Raw genomic sequence first — 26,581 nt, forward strand, 5'->3', positions numbered from 1 at the left:
CTAAGAAGCGAGTAAGTACCTGCAAATCCGAAGATTCGCATATGCTCCCTGACGGCGAGCATGGAAATGTCAGGCCGCGCCTGGCGGCCTTAGAGAATTAGTTGATTTCGATACGGCGCGGTTTTTTCGCTTCCGGAATCACGCGTTCAAGATCGATATACAGCAGCCCGTTCACCAGGTTAGCGCCACGAACATGAATGTTCTCGGCTAACTGGAATTTGCGTTCGAAGTTGCGTTCTGCGATGCCCTGGTACAGATAGGTGCGCTCTTTTTGTTCGTCAGCATGGGCACCTTTCACCACCAACAGATTGTCCTGGGCGGTAATTTCCAGTTCACTCTCAGCAAACCCCGCGACAGCGATAGCAATGCGGTAATGGTTTTCGTCTACCAGCTCAACGTTATACGGAGGGTAGCCACCATTACTCTGGCTCTGGTTGTTTTCTAAGTGGTTAAACAAACGGTCAAATCCAATAGCAGAACGGTAAAGCGGGGACAAATCAAAGTTACGCATAATCAATAGCTCCTGAAATCAGCGAGAATATAAGACCTTCCACAATGGACAGGTCGGGTAGCCAGAACACCCATCAGGCGCGCTCTCATCAGTTACGGTATAAAAATGGGTCTGGATATGCACTTTTCAAGCCTTTCCAACGGACTTTTTTTTGCAGTTTGTGGTCTATTGCATAGACTGGAGGACAGCACGAAACGTTAAAGTGCGATAGCCGCCACAGTGCGACATGATGATGATGTTATTTTCGGCAAGGGATCGCTATAACACATCATGCCAACACCCACGATTAACAGATGAATTTATTATGATAAGAAATGTGTTGTTAGCGTCCATGATATGCAGCGGAATGACATTACTCGGAGGATGCTCCAGCGTAATGTCCCATACCGGAGGTAAGGAGGGAACGTATCCCGGCACCCGCGCCAGTGTCACCATGATTGGCGATGACACAACAAACTGGGGAACCAAATCGCTGGCGATTCTCGATATGCCATTTACCGCAGTCATGGACACACTTTTGCTGCCGTGGGATGCGTTCCGCAAAGACAGTTCGGTGCGCTCGCGCGTGGAAAAAAGCGAAGCCGACGCGCAAGCCATCAATGCCGTTATTCCACCAGCCAGAATGCCAGCGAACTGACTAGCGACCCGTTTCGGTGATCCACAGCTGACCTGCTTCCATCCACGCCAGCCATTTACCGTCCGGCGAGAAGACCGCGGCGTCTGCCGAAGGTGGGTTGGCGTGATTATCAGTTAAATACTCAACTTCACCGCTTTGCGCATGTACGCAGGCAATGCGGTTATCCAGCACAACTCCCAGCCACTCTCCTGATGGATGCCAGTTAAATGCAGACTGGATATCCGTTTTGTTATGGGTTAACTGGCGCGGCTCGCCTCCCTGTGGCGAGATAAGCCACAGTTGCACAATGCCGTTATCATCACGCATTAAAAACGCGATTTGCGTACCCTGTGGATTACAGCGCACCCAGTGGCGCGGGACGTTGACTAACCCCGGATAAGCCCGATGGTGTGTAAAGGTTAAACGTCGCTGCACGACGCCACGCGGCGGCGCGGGCAGGGTTGTTTCCGTTCCGCTTAACGGCGCACCACCAGCTGCTTTCCAGCCAGCTTCATCTTGCGGTAACTCAACGATAAACAGCTCCGGTACTTTCTCGCCCTTTGGCGAAAGCGTGTCGCCAATAAACGCCAGCGCGTGATTTCCTACCCATCCCTCTTCATAAGCGCGATTGATTTCATCACTGCCAGGCTGCGGCGCGGGCGTAGTTTTACTCACCAGCACGCACCAGTGGCTACCGCTGTATTCACGCGGATGCTGCTTTTGTACGTTGACCGGGCCAAACGGTACGGCAACCCCGACGTTTCGCAAATCCAGCGCCGAATCGAGTTCATGCATTACATGGTCGTTATAGGTAAAACTCACCATTTCACCGTTCGGGCTAAAAACATGCACATGGCTGCCGCCGCGTAGCGCCCCTGGGGTGTACGGAACGGTAATATCCATTGCATCGAGATTACTCACCTTTCCACTTTCAACAATCACGCCACGGCGGTGATGGAAATCGTAATGCCATGTTTCATCAGGATTTTCAGGGCCGTGGATGAAGACATATTTCTCTGACTTCGGATGAACGGTCACCACGCCGACGTGTGCGCCCTGTGACGCCCGGTAGATAACCTCGACCTCGCCGGTATGGATATTCACGCGCTCAATGGTCTCGCCGGTAAACGACGCGCCAGAAGGACGCACATCAAACACCAGCCACTGGCTGTCGGGTGTCCAGGTATTGGTATTGGTGAGCAGGTGATTTCGTGAAGCGTTGGTGAGTTGTTTCATGGCGTGATCCTGATACAAAACGTTTCCCGCCATCATACTTCACAAGGACTTCACTTTCAGACAATAGTCTTTTGCCATCGTGATGAATGTGAGTAAAAAGATGGAACATTTCGACGTGGCGATTATTGGCCTCGGCCCGGCGGGGTCGGCGTTGGCGCGGCAGTTAGCAGGCAAAATGCAGGTGATCGCGCTGGATAAAAAGCACCAGTGCGGTACTGAAGGTTTCAGCAAGCCTTGTGGTGGTCTGCTGGCACCGGACGCGCAGCGTTCTTTTATTCGCGATGGACTGACGCTTCCTGTCGATGTGATCGCCAATCCGCAGATTTTCAGCGTCAAAACCGTCGACGTCGCCGCATCGCTCACGCGTAACTACCAGCGGAGCTATATCAATATTAATCGCCATGCCTTCGACTTGTGGATGAAGTCGCTGATCCCCGCCAGCGTTGAGGTTTACCACGACAGCCTGTGTCGAAAAATCTGGCGTGAGGATGATAAATGGCATGTCATTTTTCGTGCAGACGGCTGGGAGCAGCATATTACCGCCCGTTATCTGGTGGGTGCCGATGGCGCAAACTCGATGGTGCGGCGACATCTTTATCCGGATCATCAGATTCGTAAATATGTCGCTATCCAGCAGTGGTTCGCAGAGAAGCATCCGGTGCCGTTCTACTCCTGCATCTTTGATAATGCGATAACGGACTGTTATTCATGGAGTATCAGCAAAGACGGTTATTTTATCTTTGGCGGTGCCTATCCAATGAAAGACGGTCAGGCGCGTTTCGCGGCGCTGAAAGAGAAAATGAACGCCTTTCAGTTCCAGTTTGGCAAAGCGGTGAAAAGTGAAAAATGCACGGTGCTGTTTCCCTCACGCTGGCAGGATTTTGTCTGCGGTAAGGACAACGCCTTTCTGATTGGCGAAGCGGCGGGATTTATCAGCGCCAGCTCGCTGGAGGGGATTAGCTATGCGCTGGATAGCGCAGAGATTCTGCGTTCGGTGTTACTGAAGCAGCCGGAGAAGAGCAACGCCGCTTACTGGCGCGCCACCCGCAAACTGCGTTTAAAACTCTTCGGCAAGATAGTAAAAAGCCGATGCTTGACTGCACCTGCCTTAAGAAAGTGGATTATGCGCAGTGGTGTGGCGCATATTCCACAGTTGAAAGATTATCCAACGCGCTTCACATCGCCCACCAGCAGGATGTAAGAGAGCGCGCCAATCAACGCGACGGCGGAGATATAAACCAGTGCCGGGGCGAAGCCATAGCCTTGCAACAGATATTAGTCCACAAAAGAACACCTCATAAGAAAAGGTCTTATATCGGGCAGAAATCTGAAAAGGGAGATCAGGCGCTAAACAGGAGGGAAAGAAGAGTATGCTTTCAACGGCTTAGCGATCTTGTTTAAAGGATTAATCATGGATTTGAATTTTAAGGGATTTTTTAAGGCTGCCGGTTTATTCCCACTGGCGCTGATGCTTTCGGGCTGTATCTCGTATGCCCTGGTTTCCCATACCGCAAAGGGTACTTCAGGAAAGTATCAATCGCAGTCAGACACCATCACGGGGCTATCGCAGGCAAAGGATAGTAATGGAACAAAAGGCTATGTTTTTGTAGGGGAATCGCTGGATTACCTTATCACTGATGGTGCCGATGACATCGTTAAGATGCTCAATGATCCAGCACTTAACCGGCACAATATTCAGGTTGCTGATGACGCAAGATTTGTTTTAAATGCGGGGAAAAAGAAATTTACCGGCACAATATCGCTTTACTACTACTGGAATAACGAAGAAGAAAAGGCACTGGCAACGCATTATGATTTTGCCTGTGGTGTTCAACACTGTACTAGGTCACTGGAAAACCTAAAAGGCACAATCCATGAGAAAAATAAAAACATGGATTACTCAAAGGTGATGGCGTTCTACCATCCATTTAAAGTGCGATTTTATGAATACTATTCACCCAGAGGCATTCCGGATGGTGTTTCCGCAGCATTACTGCCAGTGACTGTTACGCTGGACATCATTACTGCACCGCTGCAATTTCTGGTTGTATATGCAGTAAACCAATAATCAGTAAGCGGGCAAACGCGTTTATGCTGTTTGCCCGCTTACTGATTAATTCAGCACATACTTTTCGATTGCAAACGCCACGCCATCTTCAAGGTTGGATTTAGTGACAAAGTTCGCCACTTCTTTCACCGAAGGAATAGCGTTATCCATCGCCACACCAACGCCTGCGTATTCAATCATTGCGATGTCGTTTTCCTGATCGCCAATCGCCATAATTTCTTCCGGTTTAATGCCAAGCACTTCCGCCAGCGATTTCACGCCAGTGCCTTTATTGACGCGTTTATCGAGGATTTCGAGGAAGTACGGCGCACTTTTCAGCACGGTGTATTTCTCTTTTACTTCCTGCGGAATGCGCGCGATGGCATGGTCGAGGATGGCGGGTTCATCAATCATCATCACTTTCAGGAACTGGGTGTCAGGGTTCATTTTCTCCGCCTCGCAGAACACCAGCGGAATGGTGGCAACAAATGATTCGTGCACCGTGTAATAGCTGATGTCACGGTTGGCGGTGTACAGCGTGGTGCGATCCAGCGCGTGGAAATGGGAACCGACTTCACGAGAGAGTTTTTCCAGGAAACGGTAGTCATCATAGCTCAGGGCTGTTTGCGCCACGGTGCTACCATCAGCGGCTTTCTGCACCAGCGCGCCATTGTAAGTAATGCAGTAGTCGCCCGGCTGTTCCATATGCAGTTCTTTCAGGTAGTTGTGAACGCCTGCATAAGGGCGCCCCGTCGTCAGTACGACATTCACGCCACGGGCGCGAGCTGCGGCAATCGCATTTTTAACGGCGGGTGAAATGGTGTGATCGGGCAGCAGAAGGGTGCCATCCATATCGATAGCAATGAGTTTGATAGCCATGAGTTCCCCAGGTAGATTGGTTCCTGACTCATGCTAACGCGATTCCGCTCAAAAATCAGTACAACACCCGAGGGAAAAGGGGGATGCAACGCGTGTTGCGTGCTCCCCTTTTGCTTAGCGGAAGAGTTTCCCTTTCAGCAACTCCATGCCTGCGGAAAGCAGATCGTTATTGGCTTGTGGTGACACTTCACCCTGCGGTGAAAGAGCATCAATAATCTTCGGCAATTGTTCCGCCAGTAAGCTGGAAGCAGCACGGGTATCTACGCCGAGTTTTTGCCCGAGATCGGACACCGCGTTTGTGCCGAGCGCCGACTCCAGTTGCTCGCCGCTCACCGGCTGATTGCCCTGTTGATTACTCAACCAGGTTGAGAGAATGGCACCTAAACCGCCACTTTGCAGTTTTTCCAGCAGCACCTGGATGCCTCCCTGTTCCTCAACCCAACTTAAAATCGCCTGATATTTTCCCGCATCGCCTTTCAGAAAGGCACCGACAACTTCATCAAAAAGCCCCATGATATTCACCTGTAAAGCGTTACGTGTTGACTCAAAAAGTATAGTTCTGCGGGATGATAATTGCGGATTGCAGAAATAAAAAGAGCGGAGATCATCTCCGCCCTTTTATTACTTATAGCTTCTTGCCGGATGCGGCATGAACGCCTTATCCGGCCCACAAAACATTGCAAATTCAATATATTGCAGAAGTTTCGTAGGCCTGATAAGCGTAGCGCATCAGGCACGCTCGCATTTTAAATATCGATATTCGCCGCTTTCAGGGCGTTTTCTTCGATAAACGCACGGCGCGGTTCTACGGCGTCGCCCATCAGCGTGGTGAACAATTGGTCGGCGGCAATCGCATCTTTAACGGTAACGCGCAGCATACGGCGGCTTTCCGGATCCATTGTGGTTTCCCACAACTGTTCCGGGTTCATCTCGCCCAGACCTTTATAACGCTGGATGGAGAGGCCGCGACGGGACTCTTTCACCAGCCAGTCCAGCGCCTGCTCGAAGCTGGCTACCGGCTGACGACGCTCGCCACGTTCGATAAACGCATCATCTTCCAGCAGACCGCGCAGTTTCTCGCCCAGCGTGCAGATACGACGATATTCGCCGCCGGTGATAAACTCGTGATCCAGCGGATAGTCAGTATCCACGCCGTGGGTACGCACGCGAACAATCGGCTCGAACAGGTTTTTCTCGGCATTGGTGTGGACATCAAACTTCCACTGGCTGCCGTGCTGTTCTTTGTCGTTCAGTTCGCTGACCAGCGCGTTCACCCAGCGGGTAACAGTCTGCTCATCAGAGAGGTCGGCTTCCGTCAGCGTCGGCTGATAGATAAGCTCTTTCAGCATTGCTTTCGGATAGCGACGTTCCATGCGAACGATCATTTTCTGCGCCGCATTGTACTCCGACACCAGTTTTTCTAACGCTTCACCAGCTAAAGCTGGTGCATTGGCGTTGGTATGCAAAGATGCACCATCCAGAGCGATAGAAATTTGGTACTGATCCATCGCTTCATCGTCTTTAATGTACTGCTCCTGCTTGCCTTTCTTCACTTTGTACAGCGGCGGCTGAGCAATGTAGACATGACCGCGTTCGATGATTTCCGGCATCTGACGATAGAAGAAGGTCAACAGCAATGTACGAATGTGCGAGCCGTCGACGTCCGCATCGGTCATGATAATGATGCTGTGATAACGCAGTTTGTCCGGATTGTATTCGTCACGACCAATACCACAACCAAGTGCGGTGATAAGCGTCGCCACTTCCTGGGAAGCAAGCATCTTATCGAAACGGGCTTTCTCAACGTTGAGGATTTTACCCTTCAGCGGCAGAATCGCCTGGTTCTTGCGGTTACGCCCCTGCTTCGCAGAGCCGCCCGCAGAGTCCCCTTCCACAAGGTACAGTTCGGAAAGCGCCGGGTCGCGCTCCTGACAGTCCGCCAGTTTGCCCGGCAGGCCAGCTAAGTCCAGCGCGCCTTTACGACGGGTCATTTCACGGGCGCGACGCGCAGCTTCACGCGCACGAGCGGCATCAATGATTTTGCCGACCACGATTTTCGCGTCGGTTGGGTTTTCCAGCAGGTATTCTGCCAGCAGTTCGTTCATCTGCTGTTCTACCGCCGATTTCACCTCAGAAGAAACCAGTTTGTCTTTGGTCTGGGAGGAAAATTTCGGATCCGGCACTTTCACGGAAACGACCGCAATCAGGCCTTCACGCGCATCGTCACCGGTGGCGCTGACTTTGGCTTTTTTGCTGTAGCCTTCTTTGTCCATGTAGGCGTTCAGGGTACGGGTCATCGCCGCACGGAAGCCTGCCAGGTGAGTACCGCCGTCACGCTGCGGAATGTTGTTAGTAAAGCAGTAGATGTTTTCCTGGAAGCCATCGTTCCACTGCAATGCCACTTCGACGCCAATACCGTCTTTTTCGGTGGAGAAGTAGAAGATATTCGGGTGGATCGGCGTTTTGTTCTTGTTCAGATATTCAACGAACGCCTTGATGCCGCCTTCATAGTGGAAGTGGTCTTCTTTGCCGTCGCGCTTGTCGCGCAGACGAATGGAAACGCCGGAGTTGAGGAACGACAACTCACGCAGACGTTTCGCCAGAATTTCATATTCAAACTCGGTCACATTGGTGAACGTTTCGAGGCTTGGCCAGAAACGAACCATAGTGCCGGTTTTATCAGTATCGCCGGTAACCGCCAGCGGTGCCTGCGGTACGCCGTGCTCGTAGATCTGACGGTGAATTTTACCTTCACGCTGGATAACCAGCTCCAGTTTTTGCGACAGGGCGTTTACTACCGAAACACCAACGCCGTGCAGACCGCCGGACACTTTATAGGAGTTATCGTCAAATTTACCGCCCGCGTGCAGGACGGTCATGATCACTTCCGCCGCCGATACGCCCTCTTCCGGGTGAATACCGGTCGGAATGCCGCGCCCATCATCCTGTACAGAGACAGAGTTATCGGCGTGAATGGTGACGATAATTTCTTTACAGTGACCCGCGAGCGCTTCGTCGATAGCGTTATCTACCACCTCGAATACCATGTGGTGCAGACCGGTGCCGTCATCCGTGTCGCCGATATACATACCAGGGCGCTTACGCACCGCATCCAGCCCTTTCAGGACTTTGATACTGGAGGAGTCATAAGAATTCGACATCAACGTTTCTCGCTCATTTATACTTGGGTTAATCCGTTATTTTACCCTTTTCCACGGTAAACATCTTCGAATTTTCGTCCGACATGTCTATAACGTGTTCAGCACTTATCGCACTGACAAAGACCTGTGATTGCGTCGCTTTTAAGCGACTGGCAAGCAGTCCGCGACGCTCATCATCAAGCTCAGAGGCAAAATCATCTATCAGGTAGAGACACCGCCGCCCGCTTTCACGGGTGAGGAACTCTCCTTGCGCCAGACGTAAGGCGCACATCAGCAGCTTTAGCTGCCCACGCGATAAGGTATCTTCCACCGGCGCACCGTCGGCGCGAATGCGTAAGTCCGCTTTGTGCGGGCCGTGCGCAGTGTAGGTTAGCTGGCGATCGCGTTCAAAATTACGTTCCAGCACCTCAGCGTATTCTGTCTCTTTCTCCCAGCCGCGCTGAAAAGAGAAAGTCAGAGAAAACTCCGGGAGAAATTGCTTACAGGTATCGGCCATATCGGCGGCGATACCGGCGCTGTACTGGGCGCGCCAGGTGCTGATTTGCTCCGCCAGCGGGATCAGTTCTTTATCCCACGGGCGTAGCTGCTCGTAACGAGTCACCTGACGCAGCGCCGCATTGCGCTGCTTGAGCAAACGCTTGAGATTGCTCCAGGCGGTGAAAAATCCAGGTTCGTTGTGAAAGCATCCCCAGTCGAGGAATGCTCTTCTGTATTTCGGGCCGCCGTTGAGTAAAGTAAACCCTTCTGGCGTTATCAGTTGCATCGGCATCAGATGCGCCAGCTCCGCAACTTTATGCCCGTCAGTACCGTCAATGCGGACTTTGCTGTCGCCCTGTTTATCTTTGGTTAAGCCAATTGCCGTCTCACGCTCTTCGCCCTGTAATCGCCCGTGGAGAATAAACGCCTCCTGCTCATGGCGAATGACGCGACCAATCTGCAAACTACGAAACGCCCGACCGTGACCGAGCGTATAGATGGCTTCCAGCACGCTGGTTTTGCCACTGCCGTTGGCACCCACCAGAAAGTTAAAGCCAGGAGATAAAGCGAGATCCGCGTTTTCGATATTGCGGAAATCGCGGATCAACAAGCGGGTGAGGGACATTACAGTCTCATTGGCATGACAACATAGGCAGCCGACTGTGATGCGGCATCTTCAATCTGCACGCTGGAAACCGAATCGGTCAGCATCATACGCACGTTTTCGCATTTCAGCGCGTTCAGAACATCCAGCACATAGCTAACGTTGAAGCCGATTTCCATTTCTGCACCGCTATAGGTGACGTCGAGGATCTCTTCCGCTTCTTCCTGTTCCGGGTTGTTGGCGGTAATTTTCAACTGGTTTTCACTGACATACAGGCGCACACCACGGAATTTCTCGTTAGAGAGAATCGCCGCACGAGCAAACGCCTGTTTGAGCAGATCACAGCCAGCTTCCAGATGTTTATCCGGGTTCTTCGGCAGAACTCGACGGTAATCCGGGAAACGACCGTCCACCAGTTTGGAGGTGAAGATAAAGTCGCCAACGTGGGCGCGAATGTTGTTGCTGCCAATCTGCACGCGCAGCGGATTGTCGCCACCGTCGAGCATACGCATTAGTTCAATCACACCTTTACGCGGCACAATCACCGAATGGCTTGGCAAAGACTGACCAATCGGCATTGAGCAGACCGCCAGACGGTGACCGTCGGTCGCCACGGTACGCAGTTCTTCGCCTTCGGTTTCGAACAACATACCGTTTAAATAATAGCGAACGTCCTGATGCGCCATTGAAAACTGGGTCGCTTCAATCAGACGCTTCATCGTCGCCTGCGGCAGGGTAAATTCGACTTCGCTCTGCCAGTCATCGAGGTTCGGGAAATCCGCCGCTGGTAGGGTAGACAGCGAAAAACGGCTACGCCCGGAGCGCACCAGCATCCGCTCACCTTCCAGTTGCACGGCAATTTCCGCGCCTTCAGGCAGACCACGGCAGATATCAAAGAATTTGCGCGCCGGAACGGTCGTCGCCCCTGGTTCGTGCGGCTGAATCAGCGCAACACGTGCCACCATTTCCATCTCGAGATCTGTACCGGTCAGCGACAACGTACCGTCAGCAACCTGTAACAGCAGATTACCGAGAATCGGTAGCGTAGGACGACCACCTAACGGACCGCTCACCTGTTGTAGCGGTTTTAATAAATGCTCACGTTCTACGGTAAATTTCATAGGATTAAGATGACAATGTTCTGATTAAATTTGAAAAATCTTCTTTGATATCATGGCTTTCTTCACGCAACTGCTCGATCTTACGGCAAGCATGAAGCACCGTCGTGTGGTCACGACCACCAAACGCATCGCCGATCTCTGGCAGACTGTGGTTAGTCAGCTCTTTCGCCAGCGCCATCGCCATCTGGCGCGGACGCGCCACCGAGCGAGATCGACGCTTGGAAAGGAGATCCGCGACTTTGATCTTGTAGTACTCCGCCACCGTCTTTTGAATATTGTCGATGGTGACCAGTTTTTCCTGCAATGCCAGCAAATCGCGCAGCGCCTCACGCACGAAGTCGATGGTGATCGCCCGTCCGGTAAAGTTAGCGTTAGCAATGACGCGGTTCAGTGCCCCTTCCAGCTCACGCACGTTAGATCGTAGACGCTTGGCGATAAAGAACGCCACTTCGCCCGGCAAACGAATGTCGTTTTCGTCGGCCTTTTTCATCAGGATCGCCACGCGGGTTTCCAGCTCTGGCGGTTCGATCGCCACAGTCAGTCCCCAGCCAAAGCGGGATTTCAAACGATCCTCAACGCCGTTGATCTCTTTCGGATAGCGATCCGAGGTGAGAATGATCTGCTGATTACCTTCAAGCAGGGCGTTGAAGGTGTGGAAAAACTCTTCCTGGGATCGTTCTTTATTAGCAAAAAACTGAATATCGTCGATCAGCAGCGCATCTACGGAACGGTAGTAGCGTTTAAACTCTTCAATCGCGTTGTTTTGCAGAGCTTTTACCATGTCCTGCACAAAACGTTCGGAGTGCATATAAACCACTTTGGCATTGGGCTTGCGCGCCATAATGCCATTGCCCACCGCATGGAGCAGGTGAGTTTTCCCCAGCCCCGTGCCGCCATAAAGGAACAGCGGGTTATAGGCGCCGCCAGGGTTGTCTGCCACCTGGCGAGCCGCCGCGCGCGCCAGTTGGTTAGATTTACCTTCGACGAAGTTATCAAATGTATGTTTAACGTTAACGTTGGAACGATAGGTCGGTTCTGCCGGAGCCGGAACGTTATCCCAACCCGAGCGCGCCGCAGGTGCAGCACGTTGCGGTTGCACCTGAGCGGCCTGAGCTAGTGCAACGGTGTTACTGGCAGGGACTTTCAGCGTTTGTGTCACGGGCTTTGTGCCCACTTCAAAACGCAGCTGTGGGGCATCCGCTCCGCAGAAACTGGTTAGCAGTCCATTGATATTATTGAGGTACTTGTCCCGTACCCAGTCGAGGACAAAACGGTTTGGCGCGTACAAGGCCAGCGTGTTATCGCTCAGTTCCGCCTGCAATGGGCGTATCCACATACTAAATTCTGTGGCTGGTAACTCATCCTGCAATCGGGCAAGACACTGCTGCCAAAGCGAAAGTGACACGGCGGACTCCACTCGAACAAAAGTCGATTATGACTAAGGCTGAAACATTCATGATTGTTGACGCACGTCGAAAAGACCCTGCATGAGGGTGACGCACGAACCGCTGTCTGCGGTTATATGCCCGATCAAGATCCTGCAAAACGATCGGGACCGAGGATCATAGCCTAAACTGCGCAAGAGATCTTCTGTTTCTCACAGATTTTCCCGATTTATCCACAGGACTTTCCAGAACCCGTTAAGTGTAAACGATCCAGGCGCAAGGCGGGCACGATTTAGGCCGCATATTGGAAAATTTAATGACCATAAACAAAATTAGTCTTAATCGATCTAATAAAGATCCTGAGCGATCCTTGCGCTTTACCTGGTAGCCCGTATAATCCTCCACCCGGCGCGCAATGCTGGTTTTCACCGGTATACAGTTGCACTTTTTCCCTGTGAAAAGGTGCGGAAAAGCGCGGTAAATAAGGAAAGAGAATTGACTCCGGAGTGTACAATTATTACAATCCGGCCTCTTTAATCACCCATGGCTTCGGTGTCCATCGTTCGATTTTCGGACGGATATCCAATAAAGCCATTGAATTTATTCAAGTTTAGGTAGAAATCGCCATGAAACGCACTTTTCAACCGTCTGTACTGAAGCGCAACCGTTCTCACGGCTTCCGTGCTCGTATGGCTACTAAAAATGGTCGTCAGGTACTGGCACGTCGTCGTGCTAAAGGCCGTGCTCGTCTGACCGTTTCTAAGTAATAAAGCTAACCCCTGAGTGGTTAAGCTCGCATTTCCCAGGGAGTTACGCTTGTTAACTCCCAGTCAATTCACATTCGTCTTCCAGCAGCCACAACGGGCTGGCACGCCGCAAATCACCATCCTCGGCCGCCTGAATTCGCTGGGGCATCCCCGTATCGGTCTTACAGTCGCCAAGAAAAACGTTCGACGAGCGCATGAACGCAATCGGATTAAACGTCTGACGCGTGAAAGCTTCCGTCTACGCCAACATGAACTCCCGGCTATGGATTTCGTGGTGGTGGCGAAAAAAGGGGTTGCCGACCTCGATAACCGTGCTCTCTCGGAAGCGTTGGAAAAATTATGGCGCCGCCACTGTCGCCTGGCTCGCGGGTCCTGATAGCCCTTATTCGGGTCTACCAACGCCTGATTAGTCCGCTACTCGGGCCGCATTGTCGTTTCACTCCAACCTGTTCAAGCTACGGAATTGAGGCATTGCGCAGGTTTGGAGTGATAAAAGGCAGTTGGTTGACGGTGAAACGCGTATTAAAATGCCACCCTTTACACCCTGGTGGTGACGATCCCGTCCCGCCCGGACCATTTGATACCAGAGAACACTAACGATGGATTCGCAACGCAATCTTTTAGTCATCGCTTTGCTGTTCGTGTCTTTCATGATCTGGCAAGCCTGGGAGCAGGATAAAAACCCGCAACCTCAGGTTCAACAGACCACGCAGACAACGACCACCGCAGCGGGTAGCGCCGCCGACCAGGGCGTACCGGCCAGTGGCCAGGGGAAACTGATTTCGGTTAAAACCGACGTGCTTGATCTGACCATCAACACCCGTGGTGGTGATGTTGAGCAGGCCCTGCTGCCGGCTTACCCGAAAGAACTGAACTCTACCCAGCCGTTCCAGCTGCTGGAAACCTCACCGCAGTTTATTTATCAGGCACAGAGCGGTCTGACCGGTCGTGATGGCCCGGATAACCCGGCTAACGGCCCGCGTCCGCTGTATAACGTCGAAAAAGACGCTTATGTGCTGGCTGAAGGCCAAAACGAACTGCAGGTGCCGATGACGTATACCGACGCGGCAGGCAACACGTTTACCAAAACGTTTGTCCTGAAACGTGGTGATTACGCTGTCAACGTCAACTACAACGTGCAGAACGCTGGCGAAAAACCGCTGGAGATCTCCACCTTTGGTCAGTTGAAGCAATCCATCACTCTGCCACCGCATCTCGATACCGGAAGCAGCAACTTTGCGCTGCATACCTTCCGTGGCGCGGCGTACTCCACGCCTGACGAGAAGTACGAGAAATACAAGTTCGATACTATTGCTGACAACGAAAACCTGAACATCTCTTCGAAAGGTGGTTGGGTTGCGATGCTGCAACAGTATTTCGCAACTGCATGGATCCCGCATAACGACGGCACCAACAACTTCTATACCGCTAATCTGGGTAACGGCATCGCCGCTATCGGCTATAAATCTCAGCCGGTACTGGTTCAGCCTGGTCAGACTGGCGCGATGAACAGCACCCTGTGGGTTGGCCCGGAAATCCAGGACAAAATGGCGGCCGTTGCTCCGCACCTGGATCTGACCGTTGATTACGGTTGGTTGTGGTTCATCTCTCAGCCGCTGTTCAAACTGCTGAAATGGATCCATAGCTTTGTGGGTAACTGGGGCTTCTCCATTATCATCATCACCTTTATCGTTCGTGGCATCATGTACCCGCTGACCAAAGCGCAGTACACCTCCATGGCGAAGATGCGTATGCTGCAGCCGAAGATTCAGGCAATGCGTGAGCGTCTGGGCGATGACAAACAGCGTATCAGCCAGGAAATGATGGCGCTGTACAAAGCTGAGAAGGTTAACCCGCTGGGCGGCTGCTTCCCGCTGCTGATCCAGATGCCAATCTTCCTGGCGTTGTACTACATGCTGATGGGTTCCGTTGAACTGCGTCAGGCACCGTTTGCACTGTGGATCCACGACCTGTCTGCACAGGACCCGTACTACATCCTGCCGATCCTGATGGGCGTAACGATGTTCTTCATTCAGAAGATGTCGCCGACCACCGTGACCGACCCGATGCAGCAGAAGATCATGACCTTTATGCCGGTCATCTTCACCGTGTTCTTCCTGTGGTTCCCGTCAGGTCTGGTGCTGTACTATATCGTCAGCAACCTGGTAACCATTATTCAGCAGCAGCTGATTTACCGTGGTCTGGAAAAACGTGGCCTGCATAGCCGCGAGAAGAAAAAATCCTGATTCGGTGAGTTTTCGCTAAAATAAGGGCGGTCAGTTGACCGCCTTTTTTCTTTTCGTAGTGCGGATAAGCACAGCGCATCCGCCACACAAAGCAACAGGAACATCATGAGCGATAATGACACTATCGTAGCCCAGGCCACGCCTCCTGGACGTGGCGGCGTTGGCATCCTGCGCATCTCCGGCTTCAAAGCCCGTGAAGTTGCCGAAACCGTGCTGGGTAAATTGCCTAAGCCGCGCTACGCCGATTATCTTCCGTTTAAAGACGCCGACGGCAGCGTGCTCGATCAGGGGATTGCGCTATGGTTCCCTGGCCCGAACTCGTTCACCGGTGAAGATGTGCTGGAACTGCAAGGTCATGGCGGTCCGGTGATCCTCGACCTGCTGTTAAAACGTATTCTGACCATTCCTGGCCTGCGGATTGCTCGCCCTGGTGAGTTTTCAGAACGCGCGTTTCTTAACGATAAACTCGATTTAGCCCAGGCCGAAGCGATTGCGGATCTTATCGACGCCAGCTCAGAACAGGCGGCTCGTTCGGCGCTTAACTCACTGCAAGGCGCGTTCTCCGCCCGGGTCAACCATCTGGTGGAAGCCCTCACCCACTTGCGCATTTACGTCGAAGCGGCGATTGATTTCCCCGATGAAGAGATCGATTTCCTCTCCGACGGCAAAATTGAAGCCCAACTCAATGACGTGATTGCCGACCTCGACGCAGTACGCGCCGAAGCACGTCAGGGTAGTCTGCTGCGCGAAGGGATGAAGGTGGTGATTGCCGGGCGCCCAAATGCCGGTAAATCGAGCCTGTTAAACGCGCTGGCAGGCCGTGAAGCGGCAATCGTGACTGATATTGCCGGAACCACGCGCGACGTGCTGCGTGAGCATATTCATATTGACGGGATGCCTCTACATATTATCGATACCGCCGGGCTACGAGAAGCCAGCGACGAAGTGGAACGTATTGGTATCGAGCGCGCGTGGCAGGAAATTGAACAGGCCGATCGCGTGCTGTTTATGGTTGATGGCACGACGACAGACGCCGTTGATCCAGCAGAGATCTGGCCGGAGTTTATCGCCCGTCTGCCTGCAAAACTGCCGATCACCGTGGTGCGCAATAAAGCCGACATTACCGGCGAAACGCTGGGAATGAGCGAAGTGAACGGTCACGCGTTGATTCGTCTCTCTGCAAGGACTGGCGAAGGCGTGGATGTGTTGCGTAACCATCTCAAACAGAGCATGGGTTTCGACACGAATATGGAAGGTGGCTTCCTGGCGCGTCGTCGTCACTTACAGGCGCTGGAACAGGCGGCGGAACATCTACAACAGGGCAAAGCGCAACTGTTGGGAGCCTGGGCAGGTGAACTGCTGGCGGAAGAGTTGCGCCTGGCACAGCAGAACTTAAGCGAAATCACCGGGGAATTTACCTCTGATGATTTGCTGGGGCGGATTTTCTCCAGCTTCTGTATCGGTAAGTAACCCGTACCTACAAAGCCGCATCCTGATTGCCTGATGCGGCTTTGCTTTCTTGTTAGCACTCTTATTATTACTCAACCCTTTTTATAAACCTTAACCTTCTCACGTAACTTATTTTCTTAAAAAAGCATTTAATATTGCTTCGTAATCGTTTGTGATTCGATTCACATTTAAACAATTTCAGAATAGACAAAAATCTTGAGTATTATACTGTAACGTCGTGTCTTTCGAGGATAAGTGCATTATGAATACCTTACATATATGTGTGACCTCAAAGTGGTTTAATATTGACAACAGAATTGTCGATCACCGCCCTTAATTTGCCCTTCTGTAGCCATCATCAGAACCAAACCGAATTAGATTCCATGTGATCTATTTGTTTGCTATATCTTAATTTTGCCTTTTGCAAAGGCTATCTCTCATTTATTTACTTGTTTTAGTAAATGATGGCTCTTGCATATATATCTGGCGAATTAATAGATATTGCAAATGTAATATTCACAGGGATCACTGCAATTAAAATAAATGAAGGATTATGCAATGGAAAACTTTAAACACCTCCCTGAACCGTTCCGCATTCGTGTTATTGAGCCAGTAAAACGTACCACTCGCGCTTATCGTGAAGAAGCGATTATTAAATCCGGTATGAACCCATTTCTGCTGGATAGCGAAGATGTGTTTATCGATTTACTGACCGACAGTGGCACCGGAGCGGTGACGCAGAGTATGCAGGCAGCGATGATGCGCGGCGACGAAGCCTACAGCGGCAGCCGCAGCTACTACGCATTAGCCGAGTCAGTGAAGAATATCTTTGGTTATCAATACACCATTCCGACTCACCAGGGGCGTGGCGCAGAGCAAATCTACATTCCGGTACTGATTAAAAAACGCGAGCAGGAAAAAGGGCTGGATCGCAGCAAAATGGTAGCGTTCTCGAACTATTTCTTCGACACCACTCAGGGGCATAGCCAGATTAACGGCTGTACCGTGCGTAACGTCTATATCAAAGAAGCCTTCGATACGGGCGTGCGTTACGACTTTAAAGGTAACTTTGACCTCGAAGGATTAGAACGCGGTATTGAGGAAGTTGGCCCGAATAACGTGCCATATATCGTTGCTACCATCACCAGTAACTCCGCAGGTGGTCAGCCGGTTTCACTGGCAAATATGAAAGCGATGTACAGCATTGCGAAGAAATATGACATTCCTGTAGTGATGGACTCCGCGCGCTTTGCTGAAAACGCCTATTTCATCAAGCAACGTGAAGCGGAATACAAAGACTGGACTATCGAGCAAATTACCCGCGAAACCTACAAATATGCCGATATGCTGGCAATGTCCGCCAAGAAAGATGCGATGGTGCCGATGGGCGGCCTGCTGTGCGTGAAAGACGACAGCTTCTTCGATGTCTATACCGAGTGCAGAACCCTTTGCGTGGTGCAGGAAGGCTTCCCGACTTATGGTGGTCTGGAAGGTGGCGCGATGGAGCGTCTGGCTGTGGGTCTGTATGATGGCATGAATCATGACTGGCTGGCTTATCGTATTGCGCAGGTGCAGTATCTGGTCGATGGTCTGGAAGAGATTGGCGTTGTGTGTCAGCAGGCGGGCGGTCACGCGGCGTTCGTTGATGCAGGTAAACTGTTGCCGCATATTCCGGCAGATCAGTTCCCGGCACAGGCGCTGGCGTGCGAGCTGTATAAAGTCGCCGGTATCCGTGCGGTAGAAATTGGTTCTTTCCTGTTAGGCCGCGATCCGAAAACCGGTAAACAACTGCCGTGCCCGGCAGAATTGCTGCGTTTAACCATTCCACGCGCAACCTATACTCAAACACATATGGACTTTATTATTGAAGCCTTCAAACATGTGAAAGAGAACGCAGCAAATATTAAAGGGTTAACCTTTACCTACGAACCGAAAGTATTGCGTCACTTCACCGCAAAACTGAAAGAAGTTTAATTAATACACTCAGAGTGGCTATAAGGATGTTAGCCACTCCACTCCCTACATCCTCAATAACAAAAATAGCCTTCCTCTAAAGGTGGCATCATGACTGAACAAGCAGAAAAAAAACACTCTGCATTTTGGGGTGTTATGGTTATAGCAGGTACAGTAATCGGTGGAGGTATGTTTGCTTTACCTGTTGATCTTGCCGGTGCCTGGTTTTTCTGGGGTGCCTTTATCCTTATCATTGCCTGGTTTTCAATGCTACATTCTGGGTTACTTTTATTAGAAGCAAATTTAAATTATCCCGTCGGCTCCAGTTTTAATACCATCACTAAAGATTTAATCGGTAACACCTGGAACATTATCAGCGGCATTACCGTTGCCTTCGTTCTCTATATTCTCACTTACGCCTATATCTCCGCTAACGGCGCGATCATTAGCGAAACGATATCAATGAATCTGGGCTACCATGCCAATCCTCGCATTGTCGGGATCTGCACGGCCATTTTCGTCGCCAGCGTATTATGGATAAGTTCGTTAGCCGCCAGCCGTATCACGTCATTGTTCCTCGGGCTGAAGATTATCTCCTTTGTCATTGTGTTTGGCTCTTTCTTCTTCCAGGTCGATTATTCCGTTCTACGTGATGCCACCAGCACGACTGCGGGGACGTCTTACTTCCCGTACATTTTTATGGCTCTGCCAGTGTGCCTTGCGTCATTTGGTTTCCACGGCAATATTCCCAGCCTGATTATTTGCTATGGCAAACGCAAAGATAAGCTCATCAAAAGCGTGGTTTTCGGTTCGCTGCTGGCGCTGGTGATTTATCTCTTCTGGCTGTATTGCACGATGGGGAATATTCCGCGTGAAAGTTTTAAAGCGATTATCTCCTCCGGCGGCAACGTCGATTCACTGGTGAAATCGTTCCTCGGCACCAAACAACATGGCATTATCGAGTTTTGCCTGCTGGTGTTCTCCAACTTAGCTGTCGCCAGCTCGTTTTTTGGTGTCACGCTGGGGTTGTTCGATTATCTGGCGGATCTGTTTAAGATTGATAACTCCCACGGCGGGCGTTTCAAAACCGTGCTGTTAACCTTCCTGCCACCCGCGTTGTTGTATCTCGTCTTCCCGAATGGCTTTATTTACGGGATCGGCGGTGCCGGACTGTGCGCCACTATCTGGGCGGTCATTATTCCCGCAGTGCTGGCAATCAAAGCTCGCAAGAAGTTTCCCAATCAGATGTTTACGGTCTGGGGCGGCAATCTTATTCCGGCGATTGTCATTCTCTTTGGTATAACCGTAATTTTATGCTGGTTCGGTAACGTTTTTAACGTGTTACCTAAATTTGGCTGATCCCTTCAAGAAGCCAGCTATTTTGCTGGCTTCTTGCCTCACAGGAAATCTCTTTTGTCCAAATGGCAACTCGCCTGATTCTCCGTCACCACGTATGCTTTGCGTCACCTTTCCGTCAGGACGCTTTAGCTCATGTCCCGTTTCTTAATTTGTAGTTTTGCCCTGGTTTTACTTTATCCCGCAGGGATTGATATGTACCTCGTTGGTTTACCGCGTATCGCCGCCGACCTCAATGCCAGCGAAGCGCAGTTACATATTGCGTTTTCCGTTTATCTGGCGGGAATGGCGGCAGCGATGTTATTTGCCGGTAAAGTGGCCGATCGTTCAGGAAGAAAACCGGTCGCCATACCCGGCGCGGCGCTATTTATTATCGCCTCGGTGTTCTGTTCACTGGCTGAAACCAGCGCGTTATTTCTTGCAGGACGCTTTCTACAGGGGCTGGGCGCGGGCTGTTGTTACGTGGTGGCGTTCGCCATTTTACGCGACACACTGGACGATCGACGTCGGGCAAAAGTGCTGTCGTTACTCAACGGTATTACCTGCATCATTCCGGTGTTAGCGCCGGTACTCGGGCATCTGATTATGCTTAAATTCCCGTGGCAAAGCCTGTTCTGGGTAATGGCGATGATGGGCTTCGCAGTACTGATGTTGTCTTTATTTATTTTAAAAGAAACGCGCCCTGCCGCGCCTGCCGCTTCGGACAAACCACGAGAAGATACTGAATCGCTGCTTAACCGTTTTTTCCTCAGCCGTGTTGTTATCACCACCCTCAGCGTTTCGGTGATCCTCACCTTCGTGAATACGTCGCCTGTATTGATGATGGAAATCATGGGTTTTGAGCGCGGAGAATACGCCACCATTATGGCGCTGACCGCAGGCGTCAGTATGACCGTATCGTTCTCCACGCCGTTTGCATTGGGAATTTTTAAGCCGCGAACGCTGATGATCACCTCGCAGGTGTTATTCCTGGCGGCGGGTATCACCCTTGCCATTTCACCTTCCCACGTGATTTCTCTGTTTGGCATCACGCTGATTTGCGCCGGTTTCTCGGTAGGTTTTGGTGTGGCGATGAGTCAGGCGTTAGGGCCGTTTTCATTACGCGCGGGCGTAGCCAGCTCGACCTTAGGTATTGCGCAAGTTTGCGGTTCGTCACTGTGGATTTGGCTGGCGGCGGTGGTTGGTATCGGCGCATGGAATATGCTGATCGGGATTCTGATTGCCTGTAGCATAGTGAGCCTGTTGCTGATTATGTTCGTCGCGCCTGGACGCCCGGTTGCCGCTCATGAAGAAATCCATCACCACGCTTGATCTCAATTTGCTGCTCTGTCTGCAATTGCTGATGCAGGAGCGCAGCGTAACCAAAGCGGCGAAACGGATGAACGTCACGCCTTCGGCGGTGAGCAAGTCATTAGCAAAACTTCGGGCATGGTTTGATGATCCGCTCTTTGTGAACTCACCGCTGGGTCTGACGCCCACGCCGCTGATGGTCAGCATGGAACAAAATCTGGCGGAATGGATGCAAATGAGCAATCTGCTGCTGGATAAACCGCATCACGAAACGCCGCGCGGCCTTAAGTTTGAGTTAGCGGCGGAGTCGCCGCTGATGATGATCATGTTTAACGCGTTATCGAAACAGATCTACCAGCGTTACCCCCAGGCGACCATCAAACTACGTAACTGGGATTACGATTCGCTGGATGCAATTACCCGTGGCGAAGTGGATATCGGTTTTTCCGGTCGTGAAAGTCATCCCCGTTCGCGGGAGCTACTAAGTTCGTTGCCGTTATCCATTGATTATGAAGTGCTGTTTAGTGATGTGCCCTGCGTCTGGCTACGCAAAGATCATCCGGCACTACGTGAAGCGTGGGATCTGGACACCTTTCTGCGTTATCCGCATATCAGCATTTGCTGGGAACAGAGCGACACCTGGGCGCTGGACAATGTGTTACAGGAGCTAGGCCGAGAACGCACGATTGCTATGAGTCTGCCAGAATTTGAGCAGGCACTATTTATGGCGGCGCAGCCCGACAATCTGCTACTGGCGACCGCACCGCGCTACTGTCAGTACTACAATCAGCTCCACCAACTGCCGTTGGTTGCTCTCCCTCTCCCGTTTGATGAAATCCAGCAAAAAAAGCTGGAAGTACCGTTTACTCTGCTGTGGCACAAACGGAATAGCCATAACCCGAAGATCGTCTGGTTACGGGAAACTATTAAAAATATTTACGCCTCGATAGCATAATAAAATCGTATAAAATGCGACCACGTTTCACGATAAAATGTAAAAAACATGTAATAAACTTATCCGAATCGAACTTTTCGCCACTTTAGTCTGTCCATAGTTCCAGCAAATGATTACTCTTGTATTCATAATGGACCATTAAGCATGGAGCGAAAAATGGCGACTCACTTTGCCCGAGGGATTTTAACGGAAGGACATTTGATATCTGTTCGTCTCCCCTCCCGGTGTCATCAAGAAGCCCGAAATCTTCCCCCTCATCGTCAAAGTCGTTTTCTGGCGTCCAGAGGTTTACTCGCAGAACTGATGTCTATGCTGTATGGCATAAGCGAATTACCAGAGATCGTCACCCAGGCTAAAGGAAAGCCGGTTTTCCTCGATAAAAATTTGCCATCATTTTCAATATCCTATGCCGGAAATATGGTCGGCGTAGCGTTAACAACCGAAGGTGAGTGTGGTCTCGATATGGAGCTACAGCGCGCAACACGCGGGTTTCATAGTCCCCATGCACCCGATAACCCTATTTTTTCCAGCAATGAATCGTTATGGATCAGTAAGCAGAACGATCCTAATGAAGCACGAGCGCAACTCATTACTTTGCGCCGAAGCGTGCTAAAACTTACCGGCGATGTACTGAATGACGACCCGCGCGATCTGCAATTGCTGCCCATTGCCGGACGCCTGAAATGTGCCCATGTAAATCATGTAGAAGCGTTATGCGACGCAGAGGACGTGCTGGTGTGGTCCGTGGCGGTCACTCCAGCGATTGAGAAGCTCAGTGTCTGGGAGTTAGATGGTAAGCAAGGCTGGAAAAGTCTGCCGGATATTCACAGTCGCGCCAACAACCCCACCAGCCGGATGATGCGTTTTGCCCAGCTATCTACCGTGAAGTCTTTTTCGCCAAATTGATAGACAACCACAGGAGTCATCATGTCTGAAAAATTGAAGGTGGTTACGTTACTGGGGAGCCTGCGCAAAGGCTCATTTAATGGCATGGTTGCACGTACACTGCCGAAAATTGCCCCTGCGGGTATGGAAGTCAATGCGTTACCTTCCATTGCCGACATTCCTCTGTATGACGCTGACGTACAGCAGGAAGAAGGTTTTCCAGCGACAGTTGAAGCTCTGGCGGAACAAATTCGCCAAGCTGACGGCGTGGTGATCGTCACGCCGGAATATAACTACTCCGTGCCGGGCGGACTGAAAAATGCCATCGACTGGCTATCTCGCCTGCCGGATCAACCGCTGGCCGGTAAACCGGTGTTGATTCAGACCAGCTCAATGGGCGTGATTGGCGGCGCGCGCTGCCAGTATCACCTGCGCCAGATTCTGGTTTTTCTCGACGCGATGGTAATGAACAAACCGGAGTTTATGGGCGGTGTGATTCAGAACAAAGTCGATCCACAAACCGGAGAAGTGATTGATCAAGGAACACTGGATCATCTGACCGGACAATTGACCGCATTTGGCGAGTTTATTCAGCGGGTGAAACTCTAAATAAAAAACCCGCCAGCGGTAACTCATGGCGGGTTTTTTAACGAGTTATCGATTTTAGTGGGCGTCGATAAACACGATCTTCAGGATAAACAGCAGCGCAACGATGATTACGCACGGGCTTAGATCACGCAGACGTCCGGTGCCGATTTTCATCACGCAGTAGGAAATGAAGCCCAGCGCAATACCTTCAGTAATCGAAAAGCTGAACGGCATCATCACGGCGGTAATAAACGCCGGAACGGATTCAGTAAGATCCTGCCATTTCACGCGAGCAAGACTTGAGGTCATCAGTACGCCCACGTAGATCAGCGCGCCAGCAGCAGCATAGCCAGGCACCATTCCCGCCAGCGGTGACAGAAAGATAACCAGCAGGAATAGCAGGCCGACAACCACTGCCGTCAGACCGGTACGACCGCCAACGGAAACACCAGAAGAGGACTCAATATACGCCGTGACGGAAGATGTACCGATAAAGGAACCGGTAACAGAAGAGATACTGTCGACATACAGCGCCTGCTTCATGCGCGGGAATTTACCTTTCTCATCCGCCAGACCCGCTTTATCGGTTACGCCAATCAACGTACCGGAGGAGTCAAACAGGTTGACCAGCATGAAAGAGAAAATTACCCCTGCCAGACCGAGGTTTAATGACCCGGCTAAATCCACATGACCCACTACCGTCATCACGCTCGGCGGCGCGGAGACAATGCCGTTGTAGTGCACATCACCCAGCATCCAGCCCAAAAGCGTCGTCACCACGATGGAAACCAGCACCGCCGCGTGAATGTTGCGCGAGGCCAGAATAGCAATGATGAAGAAGCCGAGGATACCCAGCAGCACGCTGTGAGAAGTCAGGTTACCGATGCTAACCAGCGTTTCCGGGTTAGCGACAATGACACCTGCGTTTTTCAGCCCCATCATACCAATGAACAGGCCGATACCGCTGGTGATCCCCACACGCAGACTCACTGGAATGTTAGCAATCATCCAGTAGCGAACGCGGAAAATCGTCAGTAACAGCAGACCAATCGCGCCCCAGAAAATGGCGCCCATCCCGACCTGCCATGGCAAGCCCATCGCCTGCACCACAACAAAGGCGAAGAACGCATTCAGACCCATAGCGGGAGCCAGCGCGACTGGCAGGTTAGCAAACAGCCCCATCAGAATACTGCCGAACGCAGCAATCAGACAGGTGGTGACGAAGACGGCGCTGGTGTCCATGCCAGCGACGCCAAGAATTTGCGGGTTAACAAAAACGATGTAAACCATCGTCAGGAAGGTGGTAAAACCAGCGATCACTTCGGTTCGTGCCGTCGTGCCATGTTCGCGCAGTTTAAACACGCGTTCCAGCATCCCCTGGCCAGAAGCCTGGGTTGTGTGTTGTTGACTCATTATCTATTTCCGAACAAGGAGGGAAAATCCGTCGCTATCGTATACCAAAATGAGACAATATGGACGGCTGAAGATAACTTTTTTTCATTGTATTTGCTTATACGGCAACGATTGCGTCGCGCCAATCTGCATGACGAAAACGTTAAACTAACGATAAAGGAAAGACATGTCCCAGATAGAAGCGGTATTTTTCGACTGTGACGGTACGCTGGTCGATAGCGAGGTTATTTGCTCTCGCGCCTATGTCACGATGTTCAGGGAATTTGGCATTCACGTTGACCTGGAAGAGATTTTTACCCGTTTTAAAGGCGTAAAACTCTACGAAATCATCGACATCATTAGCAAAGAACAGGGCGTAGAAATGGTTCGTGCCGATGCCGAGCACGTTTATCGTGCGGAAGTGGCACGTCTGTTTGATAGCGAACTGGAGGTGATTGCGGGTGCTAACGAATTGCTGGCGAGCGTTAACGTGCCGATGTGCGTCGTCTCTAACGGCCCAGTCAGCAAAATGCAACATTCGCTTGGCAAACTCAATATGCTGCACTATTTCCCGGAAAAACTGTTCAGCGGTTACGATATCCAACGCTGGAAGCCCGATCCGGCGTTAATGTCCCATGCGGCAAAAGCGATGAATGTGAACGTTGAAAACTGCATTCTGGTTGATGACTCCAGCGCCGGTGCGCAGTCAGGAATCGATGCCGGTATGGAAGTGTTTTACTTCTGCGCTGACCCGCACAATAAGCCGATCGTTCATCCGAAAGTCACTACTTTTACCCATCTTTCACAGTTACCGGAACTCTGGAAGGCTCGCGGCTGGGATATCACTCAGTAAATAAAGAGACCGGTGATATATCTCACCGGTCAGATTACGTACTCGCAGATTGCCTGATGCGGCATACGGTTAGCGTGAGGCTTTCGGATCTTTCTCTGCCAGCAGTTTATCCAGCTCATCGCCGCCGACGTGACGGAAATCCTGCCCTTTCACGTAGTAGAAGATATATTCACAGATATTCTGACAACGGTCACCGATACGTTCGATTGAACGCGCACAGAACAGCGCGGTAAGTACGCTCGGAATAGTGCGCGAATCTTCCATCATGTAGGTCATCAGCTGACGAACAATACCTTCGTACTCCTGATCGACTTTTTTATCTTCACGATAAATTCGTACCGCTTCGTCAATATCCATGCGCGCGAACGCGTCCAGTACGTCATGCAGCATCTGGATTGTGTGACGCCCCAGAGATTCCAGACTTACCAGCAACGGCTGATGCTGCTGGGAGAATTTCTCCAGCGCAGTACGGCAGATTTTGTCCGCCACGTCGCCAATACGCTCCAGTTCGGCGATGGTCTTGCTGATCACCATCACCAGACGCAGGTCGCTCGCCGTCGGCTGACGTTTAGCAATAATGCGCACACAGGCTTCATCGATTGCCACTTCCATCATGTTGACGTTTTTGTCGCCTTCGATCACACGCTTCGCCAGATCGCTATCCTGATTGTGCATGGCGGTGATGGCATCAGTAAGCTGTTGCTCCACCATACCGCCCATGGTCATCACCTGCGTGCGGATGCTTTCCAGTTCGGCATTGAACTGGCCAGAAATATGTTTATTAAGATTGAGACTGTCCATAACGCACTC

26 protein-coding genes, 1 pseudogene and 1 other annotated feature are annotated in these 26,581 nt (G+C 51.3%); of the genes and pseudogenes, 16 read left to right on the top strand and 11 right to left on the bottom strand.

The window, feature by feature from the left end; translation table 11 throughout:
- Positions 1-97: 97 nt before the first annotated feature.
- On the bottom strand, positions 98-511 hold the full coding sequence (gene ibpA, locus FC814_RS12725) for a small heat shock chaperone IbpA (RefSeq protein ID WP_001243437.1): 414 nt from the start codon (positions 509-511) through the stop codon (positions 98-100).
- Positions 505-577, bottom strand: a sequence feature (ROSE (Repression Of Heat Shock gene Expression) occurs in the 5'-region of heat shock genes and acts as an RNA thermometer to modulate expression.). Its footprint overlaps the gene before it by 7 nt.
- 238 nt (positions 578-815) lie before the next feature.
- Here ibpA and FC814_RS12730 point away from each other — a divergent pair.
- On the top strand, positions 816-1,148 hold the full coding sequence (locus FC814_RS12730; protein WP_064732606.1) for a YceK/YidQ family lipoprotein: 333 nt from the start codon (positions 816-818) through the stop codon (positions 1,146-1,148).
- On the opposite strand, the gene FC814_RS12735 is transcribed toward FC814_RS12730, so the two are convergent.
- Entirely contained in the window at positions 1,149-2,363 is a 1,215-nt protein-coding gene (locus tag FC814_RS12735; protein WP_205713602.1) for a DUF3748 domain-containing protein, read from the bottom strand.
- Between the two features lie 100 nt (positions 2,364-2,463).
- Between FC814_RS12735 and cbrA the strand changes: the two genes are divergently transcribed.
- Complete coding sequence (cbrA, locus tag FC814_RS12740; protein WP_137326016.1) at positions 2,464-3,564, top strand: colicin M resistance lipid reductase CbrA; 1,101 nt, start codon at positions 2,464-2,466, stop codon at positions 3,562-3,564.
- Here the strand turns inward: cbrA and FC814_RS23150 are convergent.
- Positions 3,525-3,638: pseudogene (locus FC814_RS23150) on the bottom strand (hypothetical protein); the annotation flags it as partial. The gene cbrA and the pseudogene FC814_RS23150 sit on opposite strands and share 40 nt — an antisense overlap.
- 136 nt (positions 3,639-3,774) lie before the next feature.
- On the opposite strand from FC814_RS23150, the gene yidX reads away from it, so the two are divergent.
- The gene (gene yidX / locus FC814_RS12745) at positions 3,775-4,431 is read left to right on the top strand and encodes a protein YidX (RefSeq protein ID WP_137326017.1); all 657 of its coding nucleotides are present in this window, start codon (positions 3,775-3,777) and stop codon (positions 4,429-4,431) included.
- A 45-nt stretch (positions 4,432-4,476) separates the two neighbouring features.
- Here yidX and yidA read toward each other — a convergent pair whose 3' ends face one another.
- From yidA to dnaA, 6 genes are all read right to left on the bottom strand, one after another.
- Complete coding sequence (gene yidA / locus FC814_RS12750) at positions 4,477-5,289, bottom strand: sugar-phosphatase (protein WP_137326018.1); 813 nt, start codon at positions 5,287-5,289, stop codon at positions 4,477-4,479.
- A gap of 114 nt (positions 5,290-5,403) precedes the next feature.
- Positions 5,404-5,802 carry a YidB family protein gene (locus FC814_RS12755; RefSeq protein ID WP_000522198.1) on the bottom strand — a complete coding sequence of 133 codons (399 nt, stop codon included), beginning with the start codon at positions 5,800-5,802 and terminating at the stop codon, positions 5,404-5,406.
- A 233-nt stretch (positions 5,803-6,035) separates the two neighbouring features.
- Positions 6,036-8,450, bottom strand: coding sequence for a DNA topoisomerase (ATP-hydrolyzing) subunit B (gyrB, locus tag FC814_RS12760; protein WP_137326019.1), 2,415 nt, complete (start codon positions 8,448-8,450; stop codon positions 6,036-6,038).
- Positions 8,451-8,478: 28 nt separating this feature from the next.
- A complete protein-coding gene (gene recF, locus FC814_RS12765) occupies positions 8,479-9,552 on the bottom strand; it encodes a DNA replication/repair protein RecF (protein WP_000060090.1) in 1,074 nt (357 codons plus the stop codon).
- Positions 9,552-10,652 (bottom strand): DNA polymerase III subunit beta, encoded by a 1,101-nt coding sequence (dnaN, locus tag FC814_RS12770; RefSeq protein ID WP_000673456.1) that lies wholly within the window; start codon positions 10,650-10,652, stop codon positions 9,552-9,554. The genes recF and dnaN overlap by 1 nt, the downstream gene beginning before the upstream one ends.
- A gap of 4 nt (positions 10,653-10,656) precedes the next feature.
- Positions 10,657-12,057 carry a chromosomal replication initiator protein DnaA gene (gene dnaA / locus FC814_RS12775; protein WP_137326020.1) on the bottom strand — a complete coding sequence of 467 codons (1,401 nt, stop codon included), beginning with the start codon at positions 12,055-12,057 and terminating at the stop codon, positions 10,657-10,659.
- A gap of 606 nt (positions 12,058-12,663) precedes the next feature.
- Here dnaA and rpmH point away from each other — a divergent pair.
- The 12 genes from rpmH to yieF all read left to right on the top strand — a co-directional run bounded on the left by rpmH (position 12,664) and on the right by yieF (position 23,547).
- Entirely contained in the window at positions 12,664-12,804 is a 141-nt protein-coding gene (gene rpmH / locus FC814_RS12785; protein WP_000831330.1) for a 50S ribosomal protein L34, read from the top strand.
- Positions 12,805-12,820: 16 nt separating this feature from the next.
- Positions 12,821-13,180: a ribonuclease P protein component gene (rnpA, locus tag FC814_RS12790; protein WP_000239730.1), complete on the top strand. Its 360-nt coding sequence runs from the start codon at positions 12,821-12,823 to the stop codon at positions 13,178-13,180.
- Positions 13,144-13,401, top strand: coding sequence for a membrane protein insertion efficiency factor YidD (yidD, locus tag FC814_RS12795; protein WP_001307474.1), 258 nt, complete (start codon positions 13,144-13,146; stop codon positions 13,399-13,401). The genes rnpA and yidD overlap by 37 nt, the downstream gene beginning before the upstream one ends.
- A 2-nt stretch (positions 13,402-13,403) precedes the next feature.
- Positions 13,404-15,050 carry a membrane protein insertase YidC gene (gene yidC, locus FC814_RS12800; RefSeq protein ID WP_000378289.1) on the top strand — a complete coding sequence of 549 codons (1,647 nt, stop codon included), beginning with the start codon at positions 13,404-13,406 and terminating at the stop codon, positions 15,048-15,050.
- Positions 15,051-15,155: 105 nt separating this feature from the next.
- Positions 15,156-16,520, top strand: a complete 1,365-nt coding sequence (gene mnmE / locus FC814_RS12805; RefSeq protein ID WP_001282346.1) for a tRNA uridine-5-carboxymethylaminomethyl(34) synthesis GTPase MnmE — start codon at positions 15,156-15,158, stop codon at positions 16,518-16,520.
- 241 nt (positions 16,521-16,761) lie between these two features.
- Complete coding sequence (gene tnaC / locus FC814_RS12810; protein ID WP_032147965.1) at positions 16,762-16,836, top strand: tryptophanase leader peptide; 75 nt, start codon at positions 16,762-16,764, stop codon at positions 16,834-16,836.
- 221 nt (positions 16,837-17,057) lie between these two features.
- Entirely contained in the window at positions 17,058-18,473 is a 1,416-nt protein-coding gene (gene tnaA / locus FC814_RS12815) for a tryptophanase (protein WP_010347274.1), read from the top strand.
- Positions 18,474-18,563: 90 nt separating this feature from the next.
- Entirely contained in the window at positions 18,564-19,811 is a 1,248-nt protein-coding gene (gene tnaB, locus FC814_RS12820; protein ID WP_000138823.1) for a low affinity tryptophan permease TnaB, read from the top strand.
- 132 nt (positions 19,812-19,943) lie between these two features.
- A complete protein-coding gene (gene mdtL / locus FC814_RS12825) occupies positions 19,944-21,119 on the top strand; it encodes a multidrug efflux MFS transporter MdtL (protein WP_137326021.1) in 1,176 nt (391 codons plus the stop codon).
- Positions 21,094-22,053, top strand: coding sequence for an HTH-type transcriptional regulator YidZ (gene yidZ / locus FC814_RS12830; RefSeq protein WP_085461487.1), 960 nt, complete (start codon positions 21,094-21,096; stop codon positions 22,051-22,053). The genes mdtL and yidZ overlap by 26 nt, the downstream gene beginning before the upstream one ends.
- 156 nt (positions 22,054-22,209) lie before the next feature.
- Positions 22,210-22,959 carry a 4'-phosphopantetheinyl transferase superfamily protein gene (locus FC814_RS12835; RefSeq protein WP_010347267.1) on the top strand — a complete coding sequence of 250 codons (750 nt, stop codon included), beginning with the start codon at positions 22,210-22,212 and terminating at the stop codon, positions 22,957-22,959.
- Between the two features lie 21 nt (positions 22,960-22,980).
- Positions 22,981-23,547: a class I chromate reductase YieF gene (gene yieF / locus FC814_RS12840; protein ID WP_001291116.1), complete on the top strand. Its 567-nt coding sequence runs from the start codon at positions 22,981-22,983 to the stop codon at positions 23,545-23,547.
- A gap of 54 nt (positions 23,548-23,601) precedes the next feature.
- Here the strand turns inward: yieF and adeP are convergent, their stop codons facing one another.
- On the bottom strand, positions 23,602-24,939 hold the full coding sequence (gene adeP / locus FC814_RS12845) for an adenine permease AdeP (RefSeq protein ID WP_010347264.1): 1,338 nt from the start codon (positions 24,937-24,939) through the stop codon (positions 23,602-23,604).
- 166 nt (positions 24,940-25,105) lie between these two features.
- Between adeP and yieH the strand changes: the two genes are divergently transcribed.
- On the top strand, positions 25,106-25,771 hold the full coding sequence (yieH, locus tag FC814_RS12850; protein ID WP_137326022.1) for a 6-phosphogluconate phosphatase: 666 nt from the start codon (positions 25,106-25,108) through the stop codon (positions 25,769-25,771).
- A 69-nt stretch (positions 25,772-25,840) separates the two neighbouring features.
- On the opposite strand, the gene phoU is transcribed toward yieH, so the two are convergent.
- A complete protein-coding gene (gene phoU / locus FC814_RS12855) occupies positions 25,841-26,572 on the bottom strand; it encodes a phosphate signaling complex protein PhoU (protein ID WP_000377802.1) in 732 nt (243 codons plus the stop codon).
- Positions 26,573-26,581: the final 9 nt, after the last annotated feature.

The organism is Escherichia sp. MR, from assembly GCF_005280595.1.
GTDB classification, from domain to species: domain Bacteria; phylum Pseudomonadota; class Gammaproteobacteria; order Enterobacterales; family Enterobacteriaceae; genus Escherichia; species Escherichia ruysiae.

What these genes read in the sequence shown, in the direction of transcription:
- ibpA (WP_001243437.1), bottom strand. Translation starts at nt 511, where the DNA reads ATGCGTAACTTTGATTTGTCCCCGCTTTACCGTTCTGCTATTGGATTT.
- FC814_RS12730 (WP_064732606.1), top strand. Translation starts at nt 816, where the DNA reads ATGATAAGAAATGTGTTGTTAGCGTCCATGATATGCAGCGGAATGACA.
- FC814_RS12735 (WP_205713602.1), bottom strand. Translation starts at nt 2,363, where the DNA reads ATGAAACAACTCACCAACGCTTCACGAAATCACCTGCTCACCAATACC.
- cbrA (WP_137326016.1), top strand. Translation starts at nt 2,464, where the DNA reads ATGGAACATTTCGACGTGGCGATTATTGGCCTCGGCCCGGCGGGGTCG.
- yidX (WP_137326017.1), top strand. Translation starts at nt 3,775, where the DNA reads ATGGATTTGAATTTTAAGGGATTTTTTAAGGCTGCCGGTTTATTCCCA.
- yidA (WP_137326018.1), bottom strand. Translation starts at nt 5,289, where the DNA reads ATGGCTATCAAACTCATTGCTATCGATATGGATGGCACCCTTCTGCTG.
- FC814_RS12755 (WP_000522198.1), bottom strand. Translation starts at nt 5,802, where the DNA reads ATGGGGCTTTTTGATGAAGTTGTCGGTGCCTTTCTGAAAGGCGATGCG.
- gyrB (WP_137326019.1), bottom strand. Translation starts at nt 8,450, where the DNA reads ATGTCGAATTCTTATGACTCCTCCAGTATCAAAGTCCTGAAAGGGCTG.
- recF (WP_000060090.1), bottom strand. Translation starts at nt 9,552, where the DNA reads ATGTCCCTCACCCGCTTGTTGATCCGCGATTTCCGCAATATCGAAAAC.
- dnaN (WP_000673456.1), bottom strand. Translation starts at nt 10,652, where the DNA reads ATGAAATTTACCGTAGAACGTGAGCATTTATTAAAACCGCTACAACAG.
- rpmH (WP_000831330.1), top strand. Translation starts at nt 12,664, where the DNA reads ATGAAACGCACTTTTCAACCGTCTGTACTGAAGCGCAACCGTTCTCAC.
- yidD (WP_001307474.1), top strand. Translation starts at nt 13,144, where the DNA reads ATGGCGCCGCCACTGTCGCCTGGCTCGCGGGTCCTGATAGCCCTTATT.
- yidC (WP_000378289.1), top strand. Translation starts at nt 13,404, where the DNA reads ATGGATTCGCAACGCAATCTTTTAGTCATCGCTTTGCTGTTCGTGTCT.
- mnmE (WP_001282346.1), top strand. Translation starts at nt 15,156, where the DNA reads ATGAGCGATAATGACACTATCGTAGCCCAGGCCACGCCTCCTGGACGT.
- tnaA (WP_010347274.1), top strand. Translation starts at nt 17,058, where the DNA reads ATGGAAAACTTTAAACACCTCCCTGAACCGTTCCGCATTCGTGTTATT.
- tnaB (WP_000138823.1), top strand. Translation starts at nt 18,564, where the DNA reads ATGACTGAACAAGCAGAAAAAAAACACTCTGCATTTTGGGGTGTTATG.
- mdtL (WP_137326021.1), top strand. Translation starts at nt 19,944, where the DNA reads ATGTCCCGTTTCTTAATTTGTAGTTTTGCCCTGGTTTTACTTTATCCC.
- yidZ (WP_085461487.1), top strand. Translation starts at nt 21,094, where the DNA reads ATGAAGAAATCCATCACCACGCTTGATCTCAATTTGCTGCTCTGTCTG.
- FC814_RS12835 (WP_010347267.1), top strand. Translation starts at nt 22,210, where the DNA reads ATGGCGACTCACTTTGCCCGAGGGATTTTAACGGAAGGACATTTGATA.
- yieF (WP_001291116.1), top strand. Translation starts at nt 22,981, where the DNA reads ATGTCTGAAAAATTGAAGGTGGTTACGTTACTGGGGAGCCTGCGCAAA.
- adeP (WP_010347264.1), bottom strand. Translation starts at nt 24,939, where the DNA reads ATGAGTCAACAACACACAACCCAGGCTTCTGGCCAGGGGATGCTGGAA.
- yieH (WP_137326022.1), top strand. Translation starts at nt 25,106, where the DNA reads ATGTCCCAGATAGAAGCGGTATTTTTCGACTGTGACGGTACGCTGGTC.
- phoU (WP_000377802.1), bottom strand. Translation starts at nt 26,572, where the DNA reads ATGGACAGTCTCAATCTTAATAAACATATTTCTGGCCAGTTCAATGCC.